Below are 20,083 nucleotides of genomic sequence, written 5' to 3' on the forward strand. Positions count from 1 at the left end.
ATTAGCGCTGAGCAGTTATTAGCGAACTCAAGTGATGTGGATGGCACCGTCAGCCTAGACTCAGTGTCATATTCTGGCACCGACGGTATCCTAGTTCAAAACCAAGATGGCTCAGTGACCTTCTCGCCAAATGAGAACTTCAACGGTGACATCAGTCTTGATGTGGTGGTTATCGATGACGATGGCGCCACTGCTGAAACCACCGCAGGCATTACTACACTGGCGGTTAATGACGCACCCGTAGTTGATGGCAATGTCGCTTACTCAGTGGACGAAGATGGCTCAATTACCCTAAGCCAAGAGCAACTGCTGGCGAATGCAACCGATGTTGATGGCGATACATTAACTGCTGAAAACCTATCAGTAGGGGATAACGCCACCGTCGTTGCTAACCCCGATGGCAGCTTTACCATTACCCCAGATGCGGACTTTAATGGCGACTTAGACTTACGCTTTGATGTCTCAGATGGCACGACTACCGTGGCGACAGGCGTTGATTTAACCGTTAACCCAGTCAATGATGCTGCAGTAGCGCCAGATGTCGAATTCACCATGAATGAAGACGGCGTTATCATCATTACCGATGAGCAGCTACTTGCAGGTGCGAGTGATATTGATGGTGATAACCTATCTGTTGATACGGTGACCTACACCGGCACTGACGGTGTCCTTACCGACAACGGTGATGGTACCCATAGCTTTGCGCCAAATGAAAACTTCAATGGTGATGTGCAATTAGAGTTTGGTGTCAGTGATGGCACCGTTGTGACCCCAGCTAACATTGATATCGCGGTTACGGATGTCAACGATGCACCGGTTGCGGGCAGCACAAGTTACACAGTCAACGAAGACGGCCAAATCACCATTAGCGCTGAGCAGCTATTAGCGAACTCAAGTGATGTGGATGGCACCGTCAGCCTAGACTCAGTGTCTTATTCTGGTACCGACGGTATCCTGGTTCAAAACCAAGATGGCTCAGTGACCTTCTCGCCCAATGAAAACTTCAACGGTGAAATAAGCCTGGATGTCACCATCATCGATGATGACGGCGCCACTGCTGAAACCACCGCAGGCATCACTACACTGGCGATTAATGACGCACCTGTAGTTGATGGCAATATCGCTTACTCAGTTGACGAAGATGGCTCAATTACCCTCAGCCAGGAGCAACTGCTGGCGAATGCAACCGATGTTGATGGCGACACATTAACTGCTGAAAACCTATCAGTAGGGGATAACGCCACCGTCGTTGCTAACCCCGATGGCAGCTTTACCATTACCCCAGATGCGGACTTTAATGGCGACTTAGACTTACGCTTTGATGTCTCAGATGGCACGACTACCGTGGCGACAGGCGTTGATTTAACCGTTAACCCAGTCAATGATGCTGCAGTAGCACCTGACGTTGAATTCACCATGAATGAAGACGGCGTTATCATCATTACCGATGAGCAGCTGCTGGCGAATGCGAGCGACATCGATGGTGATAACCTATCTGTTGATACGGTGACCTACACCGGCACTGACGGTGTCCTTACCGACAACGGTGATGGCACCCATAGCTTTGCGCCAAATGAAAACTTCAATGGTGATGTGCAATTAGAGTTTGGTGTCAGTGATGGCACCGTTGTGACCCCAGCTAACATCGATATCGCGGTTGCGGATGTCAACGATGCACCGGTTGCGGGCAGCACAAGTTACACAGTCAACGAAGACGGCCAAATCACCATTAGCGCTGAGCAGCTATTAGCGAACTCAAGTGATGTGGATGGCACCGTCAGCCTAGACTCAGTGTCTTACTCTGGTACTGACGGTATCCTAGTTCAAAACCAAGATGGCTCAGTGACCTTCTCGCCCAATGAGAACTTCAACGGTGATATCAGCCTGGATGTGGTGGTTATCGATGACGATGGCGCGACTGCTGAAACCACCGCAGGCATTACTACACTGGCGGTTAATGACGCACCTGTAGTTGATGGTAATATCGCTTACTCAGTTGACGAAGATGGCTCAATTACCCTCAGCCAGGAGCAATTACTAGCTAATGCAACTGACATCGATGGTGACAGCCTAAGCGCTGAAAACCTATCAGTAGGTGATAATGCCACCGTTGTGGCTAACCCCGATGGCAGCTTTACGATTACCCCAGATGCGGACTTTAATGGCGACTTAGACTTACGCTTTGATGTCTCAGATGGCACCACTACAGTGGCAGCAGGTGTTGACCTCACAGTCAATCCTGTCAATGATGCTGCAGTAGCACCTGACGTTGAATTCACCATGAATGAAGACGGCATTATCATCATTACCGATGAGCAGCTACTTGCAGGTGCGAGTGATATTGATGGTGATAACCTATCTGTTGATACGGTGACGTACAGCGGCACTGACGGTGTGCTTACCGACAACGGTGACGGCACCCATAGCTTTGCGCCAAATGAAAACTTCAATGGTGATTTACAGCTCGATTTCGGCGTCAGCGATGGTACGGTAACCACACCAGCTAACATCGACATCGCGGTTACGGATGTCAACGATGCACCGGTTGCGGGTTCAACCTCATACACAGTCAACGAAGACGGCCAAATCACCATTAGCGCTGAGCAGCTATTAGCGAACTCAAGTGATGTGGATGGCACCGTCAGCCTAGACTCAGTGTCATATTCTGGTACCGACGGTATCCTAGTTCAAAACCAAGATGGCTCAGTGACCTTCTCGCCCAATGAGAACTTCAACGGTGATATCAGCCTGGATGTGGTGGTTATCGATGACGACGGCGCCACTGCTGAAACCACCGCAGGCATTACCACACTCGCGGTCAATGATGTGCCATTGGTTGATGGTAACCTGGCTTACAATGTCGATGAAGATGGCACCATTACTCTCAGCCAAGAACAATTACTTGCCAATGCATCTGATGTAGACGGTGATGATTTAACCGCTGAAGGGCTTAGCGTTGCTGGTAACGCAACAGTTGTGGCGAATGACGATGGCAGCTTTACGATTACCCCAGATGCGGACTTTAATGGCGACTTAGACTTAAGCTTTGATGTCTCAGATGGCACCACCACAGTGGCAGCAGGTGTTGACCTCACAGTCAATCCCGTTAACGATGCCGCGGTTGCCCCTGACGTTGAATTCACCATGAATGAAGACGGCGTTATCATCATTACAGATGAGCAGCTGCTGGCGAATGCGAGCGACATCGATGGTGATAACCTATCTGTTGATACGGTGACGTACAGCGGCACTGACGGTGTGCTTACCGACAACGGTGATGGCACCCATAGCTTTGCGCCAAATGAAAACTTCAATGGTGATTTACAGCTCGATTTCGGCGTCAGCGATGGTACGGTAACCACACCAGCTAACATCGACATTGCGGTTACGGATGTCAACGATGCACCGGTTGCAGGCAGTACAAGTTACACAGTCAACGAAGACGGCCAAATCACCATTAGCGCTGAGCAGCTATTAGCGAACTCAAGTGATGTGGATGGCACCGTCAGCCTAGACTCAGTGTCATATTCTGGTACCGACGGTATCCTGGTTCAAAACCAAGATGGCTCAGTGACCTTCTCGCCAAATGAGAACTTCAACGGTGACATCAGCCTGGATGTGGTGGTTATCGATGATGACGGCGCCACTGCTGAAACCACCGCAGGCATTACTACACTGGCAGTTAATGACGCACCTGTAGTTGATGGCAATGTCGCTTACACTATGGATGAAGATGGTGTTATTACGGTCACGCAAGAGCAGTTACTGGCTAATGCCAGTGACATCGATGGTGATGAGTTAACTGCTAGTAATTTAGCTGTTAATGGTAATGGCAGTGTGGTTGATAACGGTAATGGCACATTCTCCATTACACCAGATCCAGATTACAACGGCGATTTAGGGCTGACATTTGATGTTTCAGATGGTGAAGCAACTGTTTCTGCCGCAATGGATTTAACAGTAAATCCAATTAATGATTTACCGACAGCACCTACTATCAATCTAGAGGGTACTGAAGACGTCAGCATAACCATTGACCCTAACTATATCCTTTCACAGGCAAGTGATATCGATGGTGATAATCTGACGTTAGATAATCTATCGGTTCGTCAACCTGCCAACTCATCACTAACACAGAATCAGGATGGTACTTATAACCTCATTACTCCTGAGCACTTCAATGGCTTAATAGAATTAAGTTATACCATTTCTGATGAAACTGGAGAGGAAGTTGAAGGTGAATTGGCAATGGATATCATCCCAGTGGATGATTCACCATTCCAAAATGGTAATGCGCATCTGACTATTCAAGAAGATGGCGACATAACCTTTAGCGAAGCTGATTTATTAGCCTTATTCGGTGATGTTGACAGCTCACTAACCATTTCGAAAGTGGTTACCGCAGATGGTGAGGAGGCTGACGGCAGTATTACTGACAATGGTGATGGAACCTGGACCTTTAGCCCGACAGGTGATTTTGCTGGTACCGCAGGTTTGCAGATCGTCGCAACAGATGGAAATAGTGAAGCAACGGTCGACTTACCTATTTATATTCGACCTGTAGCTGACGGTACTGTTATTACCACAGCTCATGAAGGGCCACTTGTTTTTGCTGAAGATAGCACGGGTCATTTCTCACTTAATGTTGAAATGCTTGATGCATCAGAAACAATGGAAAGTCTTGTGATGACAGGCTACCCAGTAGGCTTCGTAGTGAGTGATGGCACCAATACCATGACTATCACTGAAGAAGGGCAGGTTGTTGATATAACCCAATGGAATCTTGAAGACTTATCAATGACGCCACCAGAAGACTACAACGGTAATTTCTTTGTCACAGTATCTTCAGTTACTTTAGATGTTGGCGATGAAAGTTCAGTAGAGGATGACAGTCCATTATTGAACGATGTGCCACATGAAGAAGCATTTGCCATGAATGATGATGGTTACGTACTTTTAGAGGCCAGCGATTTATTGGAATCTCAAGGTTTAGATTCAGAGGCTGTCAATGTTGAAAGCGTGAGTTATTCAGGTGAAGAAGGAGTATTGATAGACAACGATAATGAGACATGGACATTCTGGTCAGATCCTGATTATCAAGGACCGGTCACTGTCGATTTTACCGTAGATGACGGCACATCTCATTCGGTTGATTTTGAAATATCGGCAATAAACACAGAGGCAGCAGTAGATAATATTGCCGAGGCAAGTATCGAAGCGCCAGCTGCAACAATCGTAACTGTTGATGAGTTACTTGAAAATGTAGAAGGTATAGAAGGTGATAATTTAACTGTTTCAAACGTGCAGGCAGAAAATGCAGTCGTTATCGATTTACTTGATGGTAGCTATAGTGTTGAGCAAGATACTGATTCACAAGGTTCTTTAGACTTAACTTACAGTGTCAGTAATGGCACAGATACAGTCGATAGCTCAATAACCCTTGGCTCTGCAGTAGGGAATGAATCTGAAGATTATGACTATACAGCAGCACCTGGTGGCAGTGTAAATGTATTCATACCAACAGATATCAGCTCAAACAGTGAAGTCGACCATGTGATTATTTCTGGTTTACCAGAAGGTGTTTCGCCTCAGTCAGGTATAGAGCAAGGAGACAGTGAATACTTAATTGCTGGGGACTTATGTCAACCAGTCAAGCTAGAAATACCAGAAAACTTTAGCGGTGATATTAATATGGACATGAGTGGTGTTAATAGCATGGATCAACCAATTGATGGAGCAGCAACGTCTATTACCATTGACGTCAATTCCTCTTATGAAATGGATGGCTCAAGTGCTGATACGCAACAATTAATCACAGGCTCTGATGATAGTAATGCAGGTGATTGGACTTCAGGTGATAACACCGATCTCGGTATTGACGTTATGGATGACAGCGCCAGCTTTGATGATAGCGCTCATACAACAACAGAGGATGACTCAACGACATTGGCTGATTCAATATAAATCACGATTAAATATTTACAGTGATAAGACGTTAAAGTGCAGGTATCTTTATAAAATATATGTTTTTTATAGAGATATCTGGATTTTAAACTAAAGTTACTATTAGGGATTATTAAATCGTAATTACACAGTACCTAAGTCGTCAATTTAGGTGGTGTTAACCAAGTCAAAATGAGTTTTAAATATGATAAATATAACAGCGTTAAGTGACATGTTTGATGGTGATACAGAGTGCGTAAAAGAGCTATTAGGTTTGTATTTAGAGTGCAATGCTGATGCCGCAACAACCATTGAGGCGCATTATAGTACTCAGGATACAGAGGCGCTTTTTCATGTTTTTCATACCTTATCAGGTTCTTTGTCTAACTTGTGCGAAGAAGATGCTGTTCCATTGATTAGGGAGGCCGAGGGGATAAGTAAAAAGGGCGAAATGCCAAGCAGGCAGCAAATAGATGTAATACAGCAACACCTATCAAAAATTGCTGAGCAGGTTAGCCTTTCCGTTTAAAAAAATTTATTTCATTGACATAACAAGGTAGTGATGGAGATAAATGAAAGGTAAAGATAATCTTGAGCAAAACTTTGAAGACATCATCGAGGAGTCTATTAACAGTGTTCATTCTGATAGCTCTAGCGTATTAATAGCTAAAAACAGCAGTAATAGTTCACAAAAAGTTTCCTCGGTTGCATTTGTCTTTTTCTTTATTTTATTGATATGGGGCTCACAAGCAGAGCTTGAAATTACTGTGGCCACAAGAGGGGAAATTCTTCTAAACTCAGATATCGAAAAAGTGCAACACTTAGAAGGAGGGATACTTGAAAAACTCTATGTCGCCCCTGGCGATATTGTTTACAAAGGCCAAAAAATTGCACAATTAAGATCAAAAGATAAGCTTGGTGATCTTGCTGTTAATCTTTTTGAAATCAATCAGCTTAGGATAGAGCTAATAAAATACGAATCTTTAATATCCCAACAAGAACCCGACTTTTCAGCCTTTAAAGACTATCCACAAACGCTCAAAATACAGCAAGAGCAATGGCGAGAAGAGAATAGCAAAAATGTAACCAGTGATGATTTAATGGAGCATGATATTGCCCATAAAACGGTGATCATCGACTCTATGAAACAGCGAATACTTTCTTCTACAGCCCAGTTAAACATAATTAAAAAGCAACTCGCCATAAAAGAGCAATTGTATAAAGAAGAAATGGCGTCATATACCGACGTGCTTAATATGCAAGTGCAAGAAATGAATATGCTGCGTGAAATTGAAAATTTAGAGGAGTCAGTAGTTAATGAAGGTTTTTTATTAACTCGTCTCACCAAGCAACTGGAAAACACCAAGTTTATTAGGGATAGCGAATATCGAACCAAGGTTGTTGCGCTAGACAAAGAGCTTTCAATAAAGTCAAAAATGCTGCCATCGATTTCAGATAAAGTGGATCGCTTGTTTGTTTATTCACCGGTAGACGGTACAGTAGATAAGCTTAATTATAATTATATCTCTGCCATTATATCGCCAGGGGATAGCATTGCTGATATCACGCCGTTAAATAATGCTTTACGAGCTGAGATAAAAATAGCCCGCAAAGACATAGGTTTTATCGTTAAAGGCCAAAAAGTAAAACTAAAGCTTGATGCCTATAATTTTGCTAAATACGGTGTTATCGATGCGGTGATTTCATCTATCTCGAGAGGATCATACGAAGAAAAAGAAGAAGAATTTTTTCTAGCCGAACTCACAATCAATAAAAATTATCTAGAAAATAAAGGGGTTAAGTACCACTTAGCACCATATATGGAATTTACTGCAGATGTAAAAACAGGCAGTAGAAAAATTATTGATTATGCTCTTAAACCTATAATGGCTGCGTTAGAAGAGTCGTTTAATGAGCGTTAAACATGAATGTAAAATATAATAATAATGCGCTAAAAATTAAAATTGCTTTTGCTATTGTGCTGATATTAACTCTCGGCCAGGTGGTTTATTCACTAAAAAATACCGTTTCTGGTCAGAAGCCTGCCGTCACGGCTAATCAAGATGCACTCATTAACACCTCAAACAATATCGTCGATCAACTTGAAATATTAAATGCCACCCTCTCCTTATGCGAAGTAGGGCGCTCACTATGTAATAAGGCTCAAATTTCTGTTTTGACGCAGCAAATTGCTAAAGACGTACAGTCTTTCATTTCTATCGCATCTACTGAAAAAAAACTTATATCCCTTGCTGGTCTGTTAAAGTTTGACTACGTTAACTTATATGTAAAAAAGTATAATGATCATAAAGATATCAATACATTAAAACTTGATATCGAAGGAAGTTTAGCAGAAGTTAGTGATATTTCAGCTAACCTAAATCAAAAATTAGCAGCTGATATAAAGCAAAATTCACAATCCCAAATGGCGATATTTTTTGCCATCAATACCGCCACATTTGGTTTTTTTGTGTTTGGCTGGTACCTGATAAGGAAGCAAATTCGATACACAGTAAAAGAAAAGAGCAGATTATCGCAGTCGTTTCATCATATTTTAGGTGACGTTAAAACCCTCAATCATAGTTCTCTAAAGCATCGCTTATCAGATATTGACTCAAGCTCAGATGAAAAAAAAATCTACTCCATGCTGCTGTTTAGTTTTGAAAAGTTAGAGCAGCAAATGAGTAAAACTGACTTATACCAAAGGCTGTATAACTTATTAGGTTATGAAATTAGAGGCATAACTAACACCATACACGGGGGCATTGATTTACTGGTCAATAAAGAGAATGTTCAAGAGGTTTTACAGGCCAAAGAGATCACCACTGCGACCAGAACATTAGAAAACCTTGCTGAAAATTTTAATTTACTTTCAACAGTAGAGTCATCTTCTAGCACAAAGTTGGTCGATTTTTACAATTTAATTAGTGAATTAGTAGTACTACTATCAACAAAATCTAAGCAACAAAATAAACTTATAGAATGTTACGTCGCAAATACTATTCCCTTATCCTTTTATGGTCATCATACTGGTTTATTTTGGCTTTTGCTGATGCAAATTTCCGAAACAATCTCCAGTTCCAACTGTCGTAACGTACTGTTTTCTTTAAGTTGCAGCTCGGCAACAAGGGTTGAGAAGTTACAGATTAATATTGATCTATACCTCTATGATCAAGATATACCCTCCATGGAGCATATCGAAAATTTAGCTTGGGGTGTCGTACCTAAAAAAGACATAACCAACAAGGCATTGGTTAAAACATTACTCAATCAAATAAAAAAATATCATGTCATTCAAAAAAATATTGATGACATATCAAGAGTGCGGATCTCTTTTGATGTCACCCCTGTTGATTATCAGACTGAAAATAACCAGCTCTACGGCAGAACGCTGCTGATTTGTGGTGCATCTTATATGCAAGTTGATGTGATTGAACAAATGCTAACAGATCAAGGGGCTAAAGTGATTATTGCCCGCACCGGCAATGAATTATTTCAATCTATAAAGGAGCTTTCACCCCAAGATGGCATCATCTTAACCAATACTATTCAGGGGGTAAATTTACAGTCATTTTGTAAAATATTAAAGGCGAGGCTGAATAAGAAAGTGATCAAAATATTCTTGTCGTTATCATCCTCAAATATCGATGAGAAGCTCTACGAACATGTTGATCATGTCTTTTATCACCCTTGTCCACCCAGTGATTTTATCGCCCATATTGTTGAGCATATAAATAAAGACGAAGACGCAGCGGTAGATGAAAAATCAGAAAAAATATTAATCGTTGAAGATGATAGGTTGCAGCAATTTATCTTGAAGAAAATACTCACTGATTTAGGTTTTGATTGTGATACGGCTAATGATGGTAAAGAAGCCATTGAGTCAGTCAAAGTGGGCGATTATAAAACGGTGTTTATGGATTGTATTATGCCTAATCTTGATGGTTTAGAGGCGACATCAAGGATCAGACAGAGTGACAATGAAAATAATCTGCCTGACAGGGTCATCATCGGTGCGACCGCTTTAACCAGTAACGATGAACATCAAAAATGTATCAGTGCGGGCATGGATTATGTCATCCATAAGCCCTATAAAAAAGATGAGATTTTTAATGTATTAAGAAAGTATCTAGCAATTAATAAGGCGAATAAATGAAGATTATTAAATTCGCTTTAATACTGTTGTGTGTTGTTAATGCTGCTTCTACAAGGGCATCAGAGCTATCTTTGTTAATTGATCAGGCATTGAGGAATAATTATCAGATTATCAGTTCTGAGTTTGAATTAGTGTCTTCAGAATATGATCTACAAAAAGGGACTTCGCCTTTCTTACCAACCGTGAATATTCAGGCAAATTCCACTTGGAATGAATCTAAAACCACCTATCCTAACCCTGATGACGGTAGTCGTACCGATAATGACTATAACAGTAATGGTTACAGTTTATCCTTGTCACAGGTATTACTGGATTACTCTATCGTATATGACTACGACTTGAGCAAGTTAGAGTTACAAATAAATGAAATAAAACATAATAAAATTCTCAATGATATTATCATCAAGGTGGTTGAAAATTATTTCTCTTATTTAAAATTCAAAGCGCAGCATAAAGCCACCAAAGCGGAGCTAAAGTCATCTCAAGCACGCCTAGAGCAAATTAGTAGAAACAATGAGCTGGGTAATGTGGCCAAAACAGATGTTTATGAGGCCTATGCTAAGAAGGAGCAAAATGCAAAAAGCTTGGCAAGCATTGAAAAAGACATCAGGATTTCTCTAATCAAGCTCAATTCTACAACCCAAACAAAGCTCGAACCTAAGTTTGATATCCAATTAAATCAGCACTATCAACAGATCCCATCAAGAAGCAAAAGTAAGCTTAAAAAAAACTTAGCCCATAAAAACTACGACATTATTATTTCACAATACAATATCAAAAAATCAGAAACCACATTGGATAAAACCAAATCAGGCTTTTACCCCACCATTTCAGCGTCGGCAAATTATAGTGTCAATGATAGCAATAATAATGTTGAAACCTATAACGATGATATCAGCTACTCTTTAAATATAAATGTTCCCATAATGAGTGGTGGCTCCACTTATTATGAATATCAAAAAAATAAGAATAAAATATTCCAGAGTATCGCTAACCATAGGCAATCAATTGATGACGCAGGAGTTGAATTTGATGAGTTGATTTATCAAATTAATGACAATGTCACATCAATTAATTTGTTGCGGAAAATTATTATATCGAACTACTCAGTTTATAAAGGAACGCAAAAAGCTTATAAAATCGGAACTAAAACATTAACGGATTTACTTTCTTCAGAGTCAAATTTATACAACAGTATTCGTGATTTTTATTCTAATCAATATGATTACATCATCAATATGACTAAGTTTGACGCCTTACTCGGCCCAGTTGACCTTAATATTCTTAGTGCATTATCAAATAGTATGGTGCCGATACAGAATAATTTTGATTTGGAAGTGCTTGAAAAGTTGAAAAAGGAAGCTGATGAATAAATTATCCTATATTCCTAAACTGTCGATAATCGACTTAGTTTTTCTATTCACTTCAAGTATTCTGACGACCTTACTTGGGTTGGTGCTACCATTTGCAATTTTGATTATCTTTGACCGGGTACTGCCAAATCAAGCAACTTCCACTTTGTATTTTATCTATTCAATTATTTTAATAGCGATAATTTTAGATTACAAAGTGAAAGCATTAGAAGAAACCCTTATTGCTGATATTGGTAATAAGTTTGAAAGAAAAATCACCAATCAACTGTTTCAGGCGGTATGTCATGCCAATATCACCCGTTTTAAAAAGCTTGAAGTCGGTGAATACTTAGAACGACTCAATACGATCCCCAGCTTAAAATCCTATTTTAGTGGCGACTTAGTGTCATCTTTTATCAATATATTTACTTGTATTGTGACCATAGTCGTACTGGCGGTCATTAATCTGAATACCGGTATTATCATCAGTGTAGCGTCATTATTTCTATTTATTATTGCCTATTTTTCAACAAGTAAAAAAGTGCAGTTATTAGAAACCAAGTCGACTATTGAGGGGATTACAAACTCTAAAATAATCGAGATTGTGTCATATCCACTGGATATTAAAAGTCGCACCATGGAATACCGAGTTGAAAACTTGATGAATAACATGATCGAACAACGAGAGCATTTCAGTACTAAATTTGAAAGACAGGAATCAAATTTTGCCTTAATTCTTTCTTTGGTGCAGCAGCTTTCAGTGGCGGTAGTGGTAATTAATGGTGCCCTTAGCGTGATCGCAACAGAAATGAGCCAAGGGGTGATGGCGGCTATTATTTTATTAACTAACCGCTATTTTGGCCCGTATCAGCAAGCGATGAGAACTATGGGACAATGGAAAATCAATAAAATTTATATTGATCGCTTGAATGAAATGTTGCTGATGGAAAATACCAATAAAGCGGCTTGCACCTCGCCTGAGTCTGCTGCCGGGCAAGAGCCTAACACTAGCTCTGGTTCAAGTGTGTTGGCCAGTGATAAAGCTAACGAAGCGTTATTAGCCTACAACAGTAGGATCCCCAAGATAATTTTTAATAATCGAGAAATCTCTTTTACTAAGGGAAAAATAACCCTACTAAAAGGCAAGTCGGGTAGTGGTAAAACCCGGTTAATTGAGCGCATTGTACAAAAATCTCAAGAAGAGAATATCGATGCTAACCTTGTTGTAACTATAGATAAAAACAGCAGTTTTATTGAAGGGACTATCATAGATAATATCACTTGTTTTAGGCCGCAATTACATAAGGCGGCATATTCTCTTTGTGAAGCTTTATCAATAAAAGAAGATATCGACCAACTCAAACTCGGTTTTTTTACTGAGCTCAGTAGCGGTAATAGTAAAGTATTTTCTCGTCAGGTTTCTTTTTTATTACTTATTGTAAGAGCACTATTAAATAACAAGTTGGTTATTATTATTGATGATTTTGATCTTGTTTACGATAAAGAAGTGGCCATTAATTTGCTCTCTTGTTTGAGGCCCCGCACCGGAAAATACTCCTTTGTCATAGTGAGTAATAAAATCACCAATACTGACACCCTGGTTGAAACGATTACATTGGGTTAAAAAATGGATACTTTAATAGCATTTGATGAGCTTAACGAAAGACTAGAGCACTTTAAGCATGGTGAGTATCAGCAGCGCTTTGAACAAACGCCATTATTAAATGGCATAGCCTATGCGTTGATTGCATTAGAGTGGGAAGGGACCCCCAGTATTTTATCCGATGTCTTTATTCATCATGACAACCACCTTAGCGCATTTAAAGCCACATTAACCAGAGTTGGCTATGAGTGTCTAAGCATTGATATAAAAACAAAAGATCAATTACACGAGGTCACATGTCCGGCCTTTATTTCGCTAAAACATCAAAATTATATTTTACTCAGTTATAACGATAAAACCTGCTTCTTATATGATTATGAAAATGACAATATTTTCGAATATGTGTTTGATCCCAGCGGCGAGTTTGTCGCATCGATCTGTTACATATCAAGTTACTCTCGGTTATTTCGAGAGCCGCCGCCAGAGTCTCAAGATAAAAAGAATTGGATTAAATATTCGTTTTATCGATATAACGCAGAATTTAAAGATCTCATTAAACTGAGTTTAGGGATCAACTTGTTGGGCGCCCTGCAGCCTTTTTTTATTATGAGTGTATATAATTTTGCCTTAAGTGCAGGCTCGATTTCTACCTTATTGTGGCTTTCAGCAGGGGCTGTGATGGTCGCTTGTTTCGAATATATTTTGAAAAAGCAGCGTATGGAAATTCTAGCAACCTCAGGCAAAGAGCTCTCTTGTTATATTTCTTACAGTGTTTTGTCTAAACTGCTGTGGCTGCCCTATGCGATGACATCAAGTGCTGGTACATCTTCACAGTTAGCCAGACTCAAAGATATTGACCAATTTAGGCAGTTAGTGACAGCTGAATCAAGCTTAAGCTACTTTGATTTACCTTTTATCTTTATTTTTATCATTGCCATAGTCATCATGTCTGGCACCGCGGCGATAACCGTAATATCTGGTATTTTAGTCATGGTGGGCTTTTGTGTGTATGGCCGCTACATCTATTCAAAATCGGCTTCTCAAAGTTCTAGAGCCAATGCGATGGTTTCTTATCAGTGGAATGAAATATTATCCAATACCTCCTCAATTCAAGGGTTACCATTAATTTCGGTATTAAAATCACGTTTTAATTCAGCGTTAATACAACGATTAAGCGATTCACACCAAGTTAGTACCACTAACAGCAAAGTGCAGAGTATGGGTGGTAGTTTGATTCAAATTATCGGCATCACCAGTATTGTCACCGCGGTGTCAGGCGTGATGGAAGGCACGACAGATGCAGGTGCTATGTTGGCGATTATCATTTTAGTGTGGAAGGCACTAACGCCAATTATGGGGATTTATAATTCCTTAGCCAAAATAGATACTATTAAAGCTTCAACGGGGCAAATTAATGCGCTAATGTCACTAGATGATGACCGCAATAAAATGGAGAAAAGCTCGCCATTAAATCAATTTCAGGGACAGTTAGAAGTCACCGGGCTAACCCATCGTTATACGGGGCTTTCAAAAGGGTTAACTAACTTATCTTTTCGTGTTGACAAAGGCCAGAAAGTGTCAGTTTGTGCGCCTTCTGGGGTAGGTAAAACCACGTTAATGAACCTTTTAGGGGGGATTGAAACCCGTTTTCAAGGTCAAATCACGCTAGATAATTATAATATTACCCAGTTTAATAGCTTCAAATATAGAAATAGCATCTGCTATATCCCCTTTGACTTTCATTTATACCAAGGGTCAATTCTGGCTAATTATCGGCTTTATAATGGCTATGTTGATGAAGACCATATCGATAAAATGATCAGCTTTTTTCATTTAGAAAAATACTTGCCAGAAGGTAAGTCAACACTGATCACCAGCGGATTAATCAAAAGCTTACCAGATGGTATTTTAAGAAAAATAAAGCTGATGATTGGTATTGGTAGTTGTCAGCAAAAATTTCTTATTATTGATGAGCCATTTGTCGGCTCAGAAAAAGAAAATAGCCATTATTTAACTTCGCTTTTTTCTAGCTATTTAAAGAAATGCACAGTGATCTATACCAGCAATGAGAAGGCCATGGTGGCAACATCAGATCTGTGTTTACTGCTGGATGAAGAGGGGGCGCAGAAGTTTTTTGGTACGCCTGATAAGGTCTTATCAGCGGCGTCTAAAATATTGTATTAAAGGCCGTAGCCTTTGCAGATGGTATTCGCTTCAACAGGGTCTAAGGAGGCTACTTTTAATCCCCCTTTTTCATCAGTCAAATTTGGTAGTGTATTCTTGTAGTGGGCTTTTAATTGAGCTTAGCTGTGAATTGAGTTTCGCTATAAATAAAGCACAGATAAAAGACATCAAATAAATTTAGTGAGCTTTTCTACCAGAATTTCGCGTCTAAAGGGTTTAGGTAAATAATCGTTCATGCCCACATCGTAACACTTTTGAATATCATCATCTAAAATTGAAGCGGTTAAGGCTATGATAACCACAGGCTCTGAGCCTTCTACCTTTTCAAAAGCGCGTATGGCCTCAGTGGCTTCAAAGCCTGTCATAACTGGCATCATACAATCCATCAGTATCAATTCGATGTTTTTATGGTGACGTTTATATATTTCTAGCGCTTCGCCACCATGGTTGGCAATTTTGTAATTTATTCCTAATTTTTTTAAGTTAATTACAACCACTTTCTGATTAATTTTATTATCTTCCACCAGCAAAATAAGTTTGTCACTTTTCATCGTCGCTTGAGTGCTTTCAATGTCAGCAGTAACTGATCTTGTGACGGTTTTCAGTAAGGTATCTAATCTAAGCCCTAACAATGGGATTGTGACGTAGCCAGAAATGGATTCGCCAAAGTCATCCTTGCTATCATTGTTATGACGAGATAGCACCACAGGCAAGTTTGGGTAAGCTTTAGTTATGTTAATGATGTCAGAGGCTTTAGTCGTGGGAGTTTGCTTGAGCAGTAATACTGCACTGTCTGATATTGATTCAGGCAGCTCATCAAAGGCCTTAAGTAAGATGACAGGGTAGTTAAATTCATCCAAATTTTGCAGTAACAGGGTTTCATGCTCGTTAGCACAGTAATAAATGGTTTGAGCTGGCTTAGCAGGGGCTGTATGGGCCTGCTTGTCTAAAATCAAATTGAAATAAAACTCTGAGCCGACTCCTTTGGTTGAGTTGATTTCAATTTTACTGCCCATCATTTGAACCATTTTTGCTGAAATAGCCAGCCCTAAACCTGTGCCACCAAATTCAGTAGAGGTGCTATTGCTTTCTTGTTTAAATTCTTCAAATACCTGACTTTGTTTGTCCTCATCTATTCCAATACCAGTATCTCTTACTGAGAAATATAAATTAACCTTATGGTCTTGGGCGCTTTTTAATGGCTGTTGTCGCAAGGTAAATTGCACTGAACCTGAGCTAGTAAACTTAATCGCATTTGATGCGAGATTCATCAAAATTTGTCTTAGCTTTTGCTCATCGGCACGGATTAACGTCGGTATTTGTGCATCCATATCGATACGCAATTCGATATCTTTTTGCTGTGCCTTGGGGGCGATAAGGGCTGCTGTATCGTAGATAACTTCTTTTATGGCGCAAGTGTGAACATTAATATCAAACTTGCCCGATTCAATTTTGGAGAGGTCTAAAATATCATTGATAAGCATTAATAGTGTTTGAGAGGATGCATTTATCGTCGCTAAATAGTCTTTTTGCATGGCGTTTAAATTAGAGTCTGTGAGGATCTCGGTCATGCCAATAATGCCATTTAACGGAGTACGTATTTCGTGGGACATATTCGCGAGAAACGAGCTTTTAGCCCGATTGGCCTTTATTTCATCTTGCTTAGCGTCAATCAGTTCTTCTTCAAGTTGATGGCTGGCAATGTTGACCGTATATAAGGTTATAAAGATAAGTAAGCATAATAATAAGGCAAGCAGATAGTCATACAATAAGTAATTTTTAATTTTCTCATCTATCATGCTTGGAAGTTGATTAAATAACCCATCAAGCTCCTCTTCAACCTGTTGAATCGAGGCGCGAAGCTCACCTTGTAGCCCTGATTTATAGTCGTAGCCAAGCTTTTGATGTGCAGTTTGTAGCGTGAAAAATGCGTTTTTATAGGCTTCTAAATGGCGAGTAATGGATTTATCGATATTATTTCGGCCCAGAAGTGAGCCAAGCGTGTCAAATTGCAGCGTAATTTGTTCAAGCTGCTTTGGGTCAAAGCTGGAGAAAAACTCCAAAGTCTGCTGCTGAATATCAAGCAGTATCTGGTTTAATTCAGCATCATGAAGTTGCAAAGCATCTTGCTCAAATGCCAGCTCCGCAAGCTTAAATCTGCTTTGATAACCAGGTTCAAGGTCATCTCCGTCAATCAAAAAGGTTTGCTTGCTAAGTTCGTTAAAGGTGTTGGTATAGCGGGCGACACTCTTGATACTGTCAAGGCCGTTAAAGTCTATTTGTAAGTCATGGGATATCAATATGCTATTGATATCCAGCAGTTGTTGCTCTAATAATCTTTCGCTGTAATTAAGCTGGGTGATGTATTGCTCTTCACGTCTTAGGATAAAATCCTTTTCCAATCGGCGAAGTTGTAAAAGGGTATTGGAGGCAAGCGATATCTTATTTTGAAACACTCCGAGCTCGTGTCGCTGTTGAATAGTTTTTTGATTGGCGATTAAAAAAAGTATCAAAATAATAAATATTGAAACCGCACCAACAGCCATTAACTGCTTAAGATTAAGTCGTGCAAAAGTTTTCATATCCATAAACCTTTAGTAATCCATTATCATTGCCAATCCTATCTAATAACTATAGTTGTAAATCATATTAATATCAGAAAACAAACAGAAAAAGATTGATAAAACACTGATAAAATCAAGCCATAGGTTAAGTTTATCAGTCACAGTACAAACAAAATGCAGCAGGTTTAGCTTACTCATACCTGCATTGTTTCAGGCTGACATGGGTAAGGCTTGAATATAATGAAAAACCTTGCCGTTTTTGGGTAAGCACATAGCGTGATACAGATTGCTAATCATCCAAAGCTTCAAGATACAAGTGGTCAACTAATATTAATTACAGTTAAACCGCGGACTTTTTGGGCTTCTCTGGTATTTTAGTCACAATTTTTTGGCCAGTATTCTGGCTTTAGTTGTTTTGGGAATATGTAGGCATGAATAGCATCGATCTATTTGTAAAAAACTGGGGCAGTAAAAATGCCATGGTGCCAATAAAGAGTCAGTTTATCGCTGAACTTGAAGCAAAACTGACGGCAGTGCTGCCAGACTCATATAAGTATTTAATCTCAACCTATGGCTTGGTGCACACCCCTAATGTATTGACAAAAATTTGCGATTTAGGTGTCGATATTTCTGAAGTGCAGGACTTTTTAAGCCTTGAAGATGTGGCGTTACTGTCCAACTTATATGAGATGAGCGGCATGCCAAAAGGGCATATTTTGTTTGCCTCTGATTGTAAAGGCAACATGTTTTGCTTTAAGCAAACCGAGTGTCAAACTCAGCAGCAAGATGTGGCTGTGTGGTTTTATAATCAAGGTTGGGGCACGGTTGAAAAGGTGTCTAATTCGTTCAGTGAATGGCTACAGCAGTTCAATGATCTTTAAAGCGGATTTATCACTAGCTAAGTTACTTATTGTATAGCTTCCAGTAGGTTAACTGTCTAAGTATATTGATTTTAAGTGTAAGTTTCTGTTAGTGAAAAAACCGGCTTAAGTAATTAAGCCGGTTTTTTATGGATTATTTTTGTTTGCGTAACCAGTTCATTTGGTAAATAACAAAACTGATAAATACCATAAAAATGATTAAGAATGTTTTTTGCAATAAAGGGTCTTCTAATGATGTCACTATGGGGTCATCCATAGGGAAACGGGTCATAATCTCGGTGGCAGTAGGGATCAAATGAAATAGTATGGTTGCCGAAAAACAGAGGTTAACTAGATATTTATTCCACGATTAAAACAGCACTGTTTTATCAAGTACGATGCCAATAACAGCCGCTAATATGGTTAATGTAAGGCTCGAAGTATAAGACTCGAAGTTTAATTTGGGGGCATTTTTTGGCCACTGTGTTAATTCAGGCTAATTCATCCAAGGACTCGATATCGAGTCCTTTTTTGTTGGTTTTTAGTCAGAATATTACTTTACATAAGCGGTATCGCAAAGCTATGTTTAAGCTATTGTTTGCTTGAAATTTAAACTGCACAGGCCTTGAGTTTAATTCAGATGACGCGATGCAAGGAGTGGTTGTGGACATAAAATTGAATATCAAATTATCTACATTCTGTATTACTCAGTTCTCAATAGTCACCCTGTTGGTTCTTGCTGGGCTCGCTGCCTATATTTATGCTCATATCACTGGACATGAATATGTATTGGGTTTCTTGCCGTTATTTGACGTAGGTAATGAGCAAAGCTTTCCGACTTATTTCTCGGTATTAAATTTACTATTAGCGTCAATATTGTTTTTTGTTTTATATCTATTTGAAAAAACCAATCATCATAAAGGCTTTAATTATTGGTTATATTTAGCAGTGCTATTTTTATTATTATCCTGTGATGAGAGCGTAGGGGTACACGAAAATTTTTCAAATATTCATGATTACCTTGCTGCGAAAGACATCATACCGGCCTTAATTAGCTCACACACATGGTTACCTTTTGGGGTGTTGTTTGTGTTTGTTGTAGGCGTCTCGCTAGTGCCATTTTTAAGATCATTATCAAAACAAAGCGCTTTTTATTTTGTACTTTCAGGGGGGATTTTTCTTACCGGGGCTATTGGTTTTGAATATCTAGGTGCTGTGATGTTAGAGCACGGATTAGTCGATTCCAAGGCTGACTTATTGTACAAACTGCGCCGAGTATTTGAAGAGGCGTTTGAAATGTATGGCATCGCAATATTAAACTGTGCGTTATATCGAGAGATGCTTAATAGAAAGCTTTGTTTGGCTATTCATCGCTCAGAATCATAAGCTATGATCTTCGCCGTAGAGTTGCACAGACTTTA

General features: G+C 39.7%; 10 protein-coding genes. 9 read left to right on the plus strand and 1 reads right to left on the minus strand.

Annotated elements, in window-relative coordinates:
- The 7 genes from Q4546_RS06710 to Q4546_RS06740 form a co-directional block, all read left to right on the plus strand.
- Window positions 1–5,964 (plus strand): tandem-95 repeat protein (locus Q4546_RS06710; protein ID WP_303445947.1); only part of this gene is annotated, 5,964 nt, incomplete at its 5' end.
- A gap of 184 nt (window positions 5,965–6,148) precedes the next feature.
- The gene (locus tag Q4546_RS06715; protein WP_102438343.1) at window positions 6,149–6,472 is read left to right on the plus strand and encodes an Hpt domain-containing protein; all 324 of its coding nucleotides are present in this window, start codon (window positions 6,149–6,151) and stop codon (window positions 6,470–6,472) included.
- A gap of 43 nt (window positions 6,473–6,515) precedes the next feature.
- Window positions 6,516–7,865, plus strand: coding sequence for an HlyD family type I secretion periplasmic adaptor subunit (locus Q4546_RS06720; RefSeq protein WP_102438345.1), 1,350 nt, complete (start codon window positions 6,516–6,518; stop codon window positions 7,863–7,865).
- 2 nt (window positions 7,866–7,867) lie between these two features.
- Window positions 7,868–10,099, plus strand: coding sequence for a response regulator (locus Q4546_RS06725; RefSeq protein ID WP_303445948.1), 2,232 nt, complete (start codon window positions 7,868–7,870; stop codon window positions 10,097–10,099).
- The gene (locus Q4546_RS06730) at window positions 10,096–11,472 is read left to right on the plus strand and encodes a TolC family protein (RefSeq protein ID WP_102438349.1); all 1,377 of its coding nucleotides are present in this window, start codon (window positions 10,096–10,098) and stop codon (window positions 11,470–11,472) included. The genes Q4546_RS06725 and Q4546_RS06730 overlap by 4 nt, the downstream gene beginning before the upstream one ends.
- Window positions 11,465–13,075 (plus strand): ABC transporter transmembrane domain-containing protein, encoded by a 1,611-nt coding sequence (locus tag Q4546_RS06735; protein ID WP_198589346.1) that lies wholly within the window; start codon window positions 11,465–11,467, stop codon window positions 13,073–13,075. The genes Q4546_RS06730 and Q4546_RS06735 overlap by 8 nt, the downstream gene beginning before the upstream one ends.
- Window positions 13,076–13,078: 3 nt before the next feature.
- A complete protein-coding gene (locus Q4546_RS06740; protein WP_303445949.1) occupies window positions 13,079–15,238 on the plus strand; it encodes an ATP-binding cassette domain-containing protein in 2,160 nt (719 codons plus the stop codon).
- A gap of 167 nt (window positions 15,239–15,405) precedes the next feature.
- On the opposite strand, the gene Q4546_RS06745 is transcribed toward Q4546_RS06740, so the two are convergent.
- Window positions 15,406–17,820: an ATP-binding protein gene (locus Q4546_RS06745; RefSeq protein ID WP_303445950.1), complete on the minus strand. Its 2,415-nt coding sequence runs from the start codon at window positions 17,818–17,820 to the stop codon at window positions 15,406–15,408.
- Between the two features lie 413 nt (window positions 17,821–18,233).
- Between Q4546_RS06745 and Q4546_RS06750 the strand changes: the two genes are divergently transcribed.
- Both Q4546_RS06750 and Q4546_RS06755 read left to right on the plus strand, forming a co-directional pair.
- On the plus strand, window positions 18,234–18,683 hold the full coding sequence (locus tag Q4546_RS06750) for an SMI1/KNR4 family protein (RefSeq protein ID WP_102476887.1): 450 nt from the start codon (window positions 18,234–18,236) through the stop codon (window positions 18,681–18,683).
- A 642-nt stretch (window positions 18,684–19,325) separates the two neighbouring features.
- A complete protein-coding gene (locus tag Q4546_RS06755) occupies window positions 19,326–20,048 on the plus strand; it encodes a hypothetical protein (RefSeq protein WP_303445951.1) in 723 nt (240 codons plus the stop codon).
- The last annotated feature ends 35 nt before the right edge of the window (window positions 20,049–20,083 follow it).

The sequence above is a fragment of the Shewanella sp. 4_MG-2023 genome (genome assembly GCF_030548015.1).
Classification (GTDB): Bacteria; Pseudomonadota; Gammaproteobacteria; order Enterobacterales; family Shewanellaceae; genus Shewanella.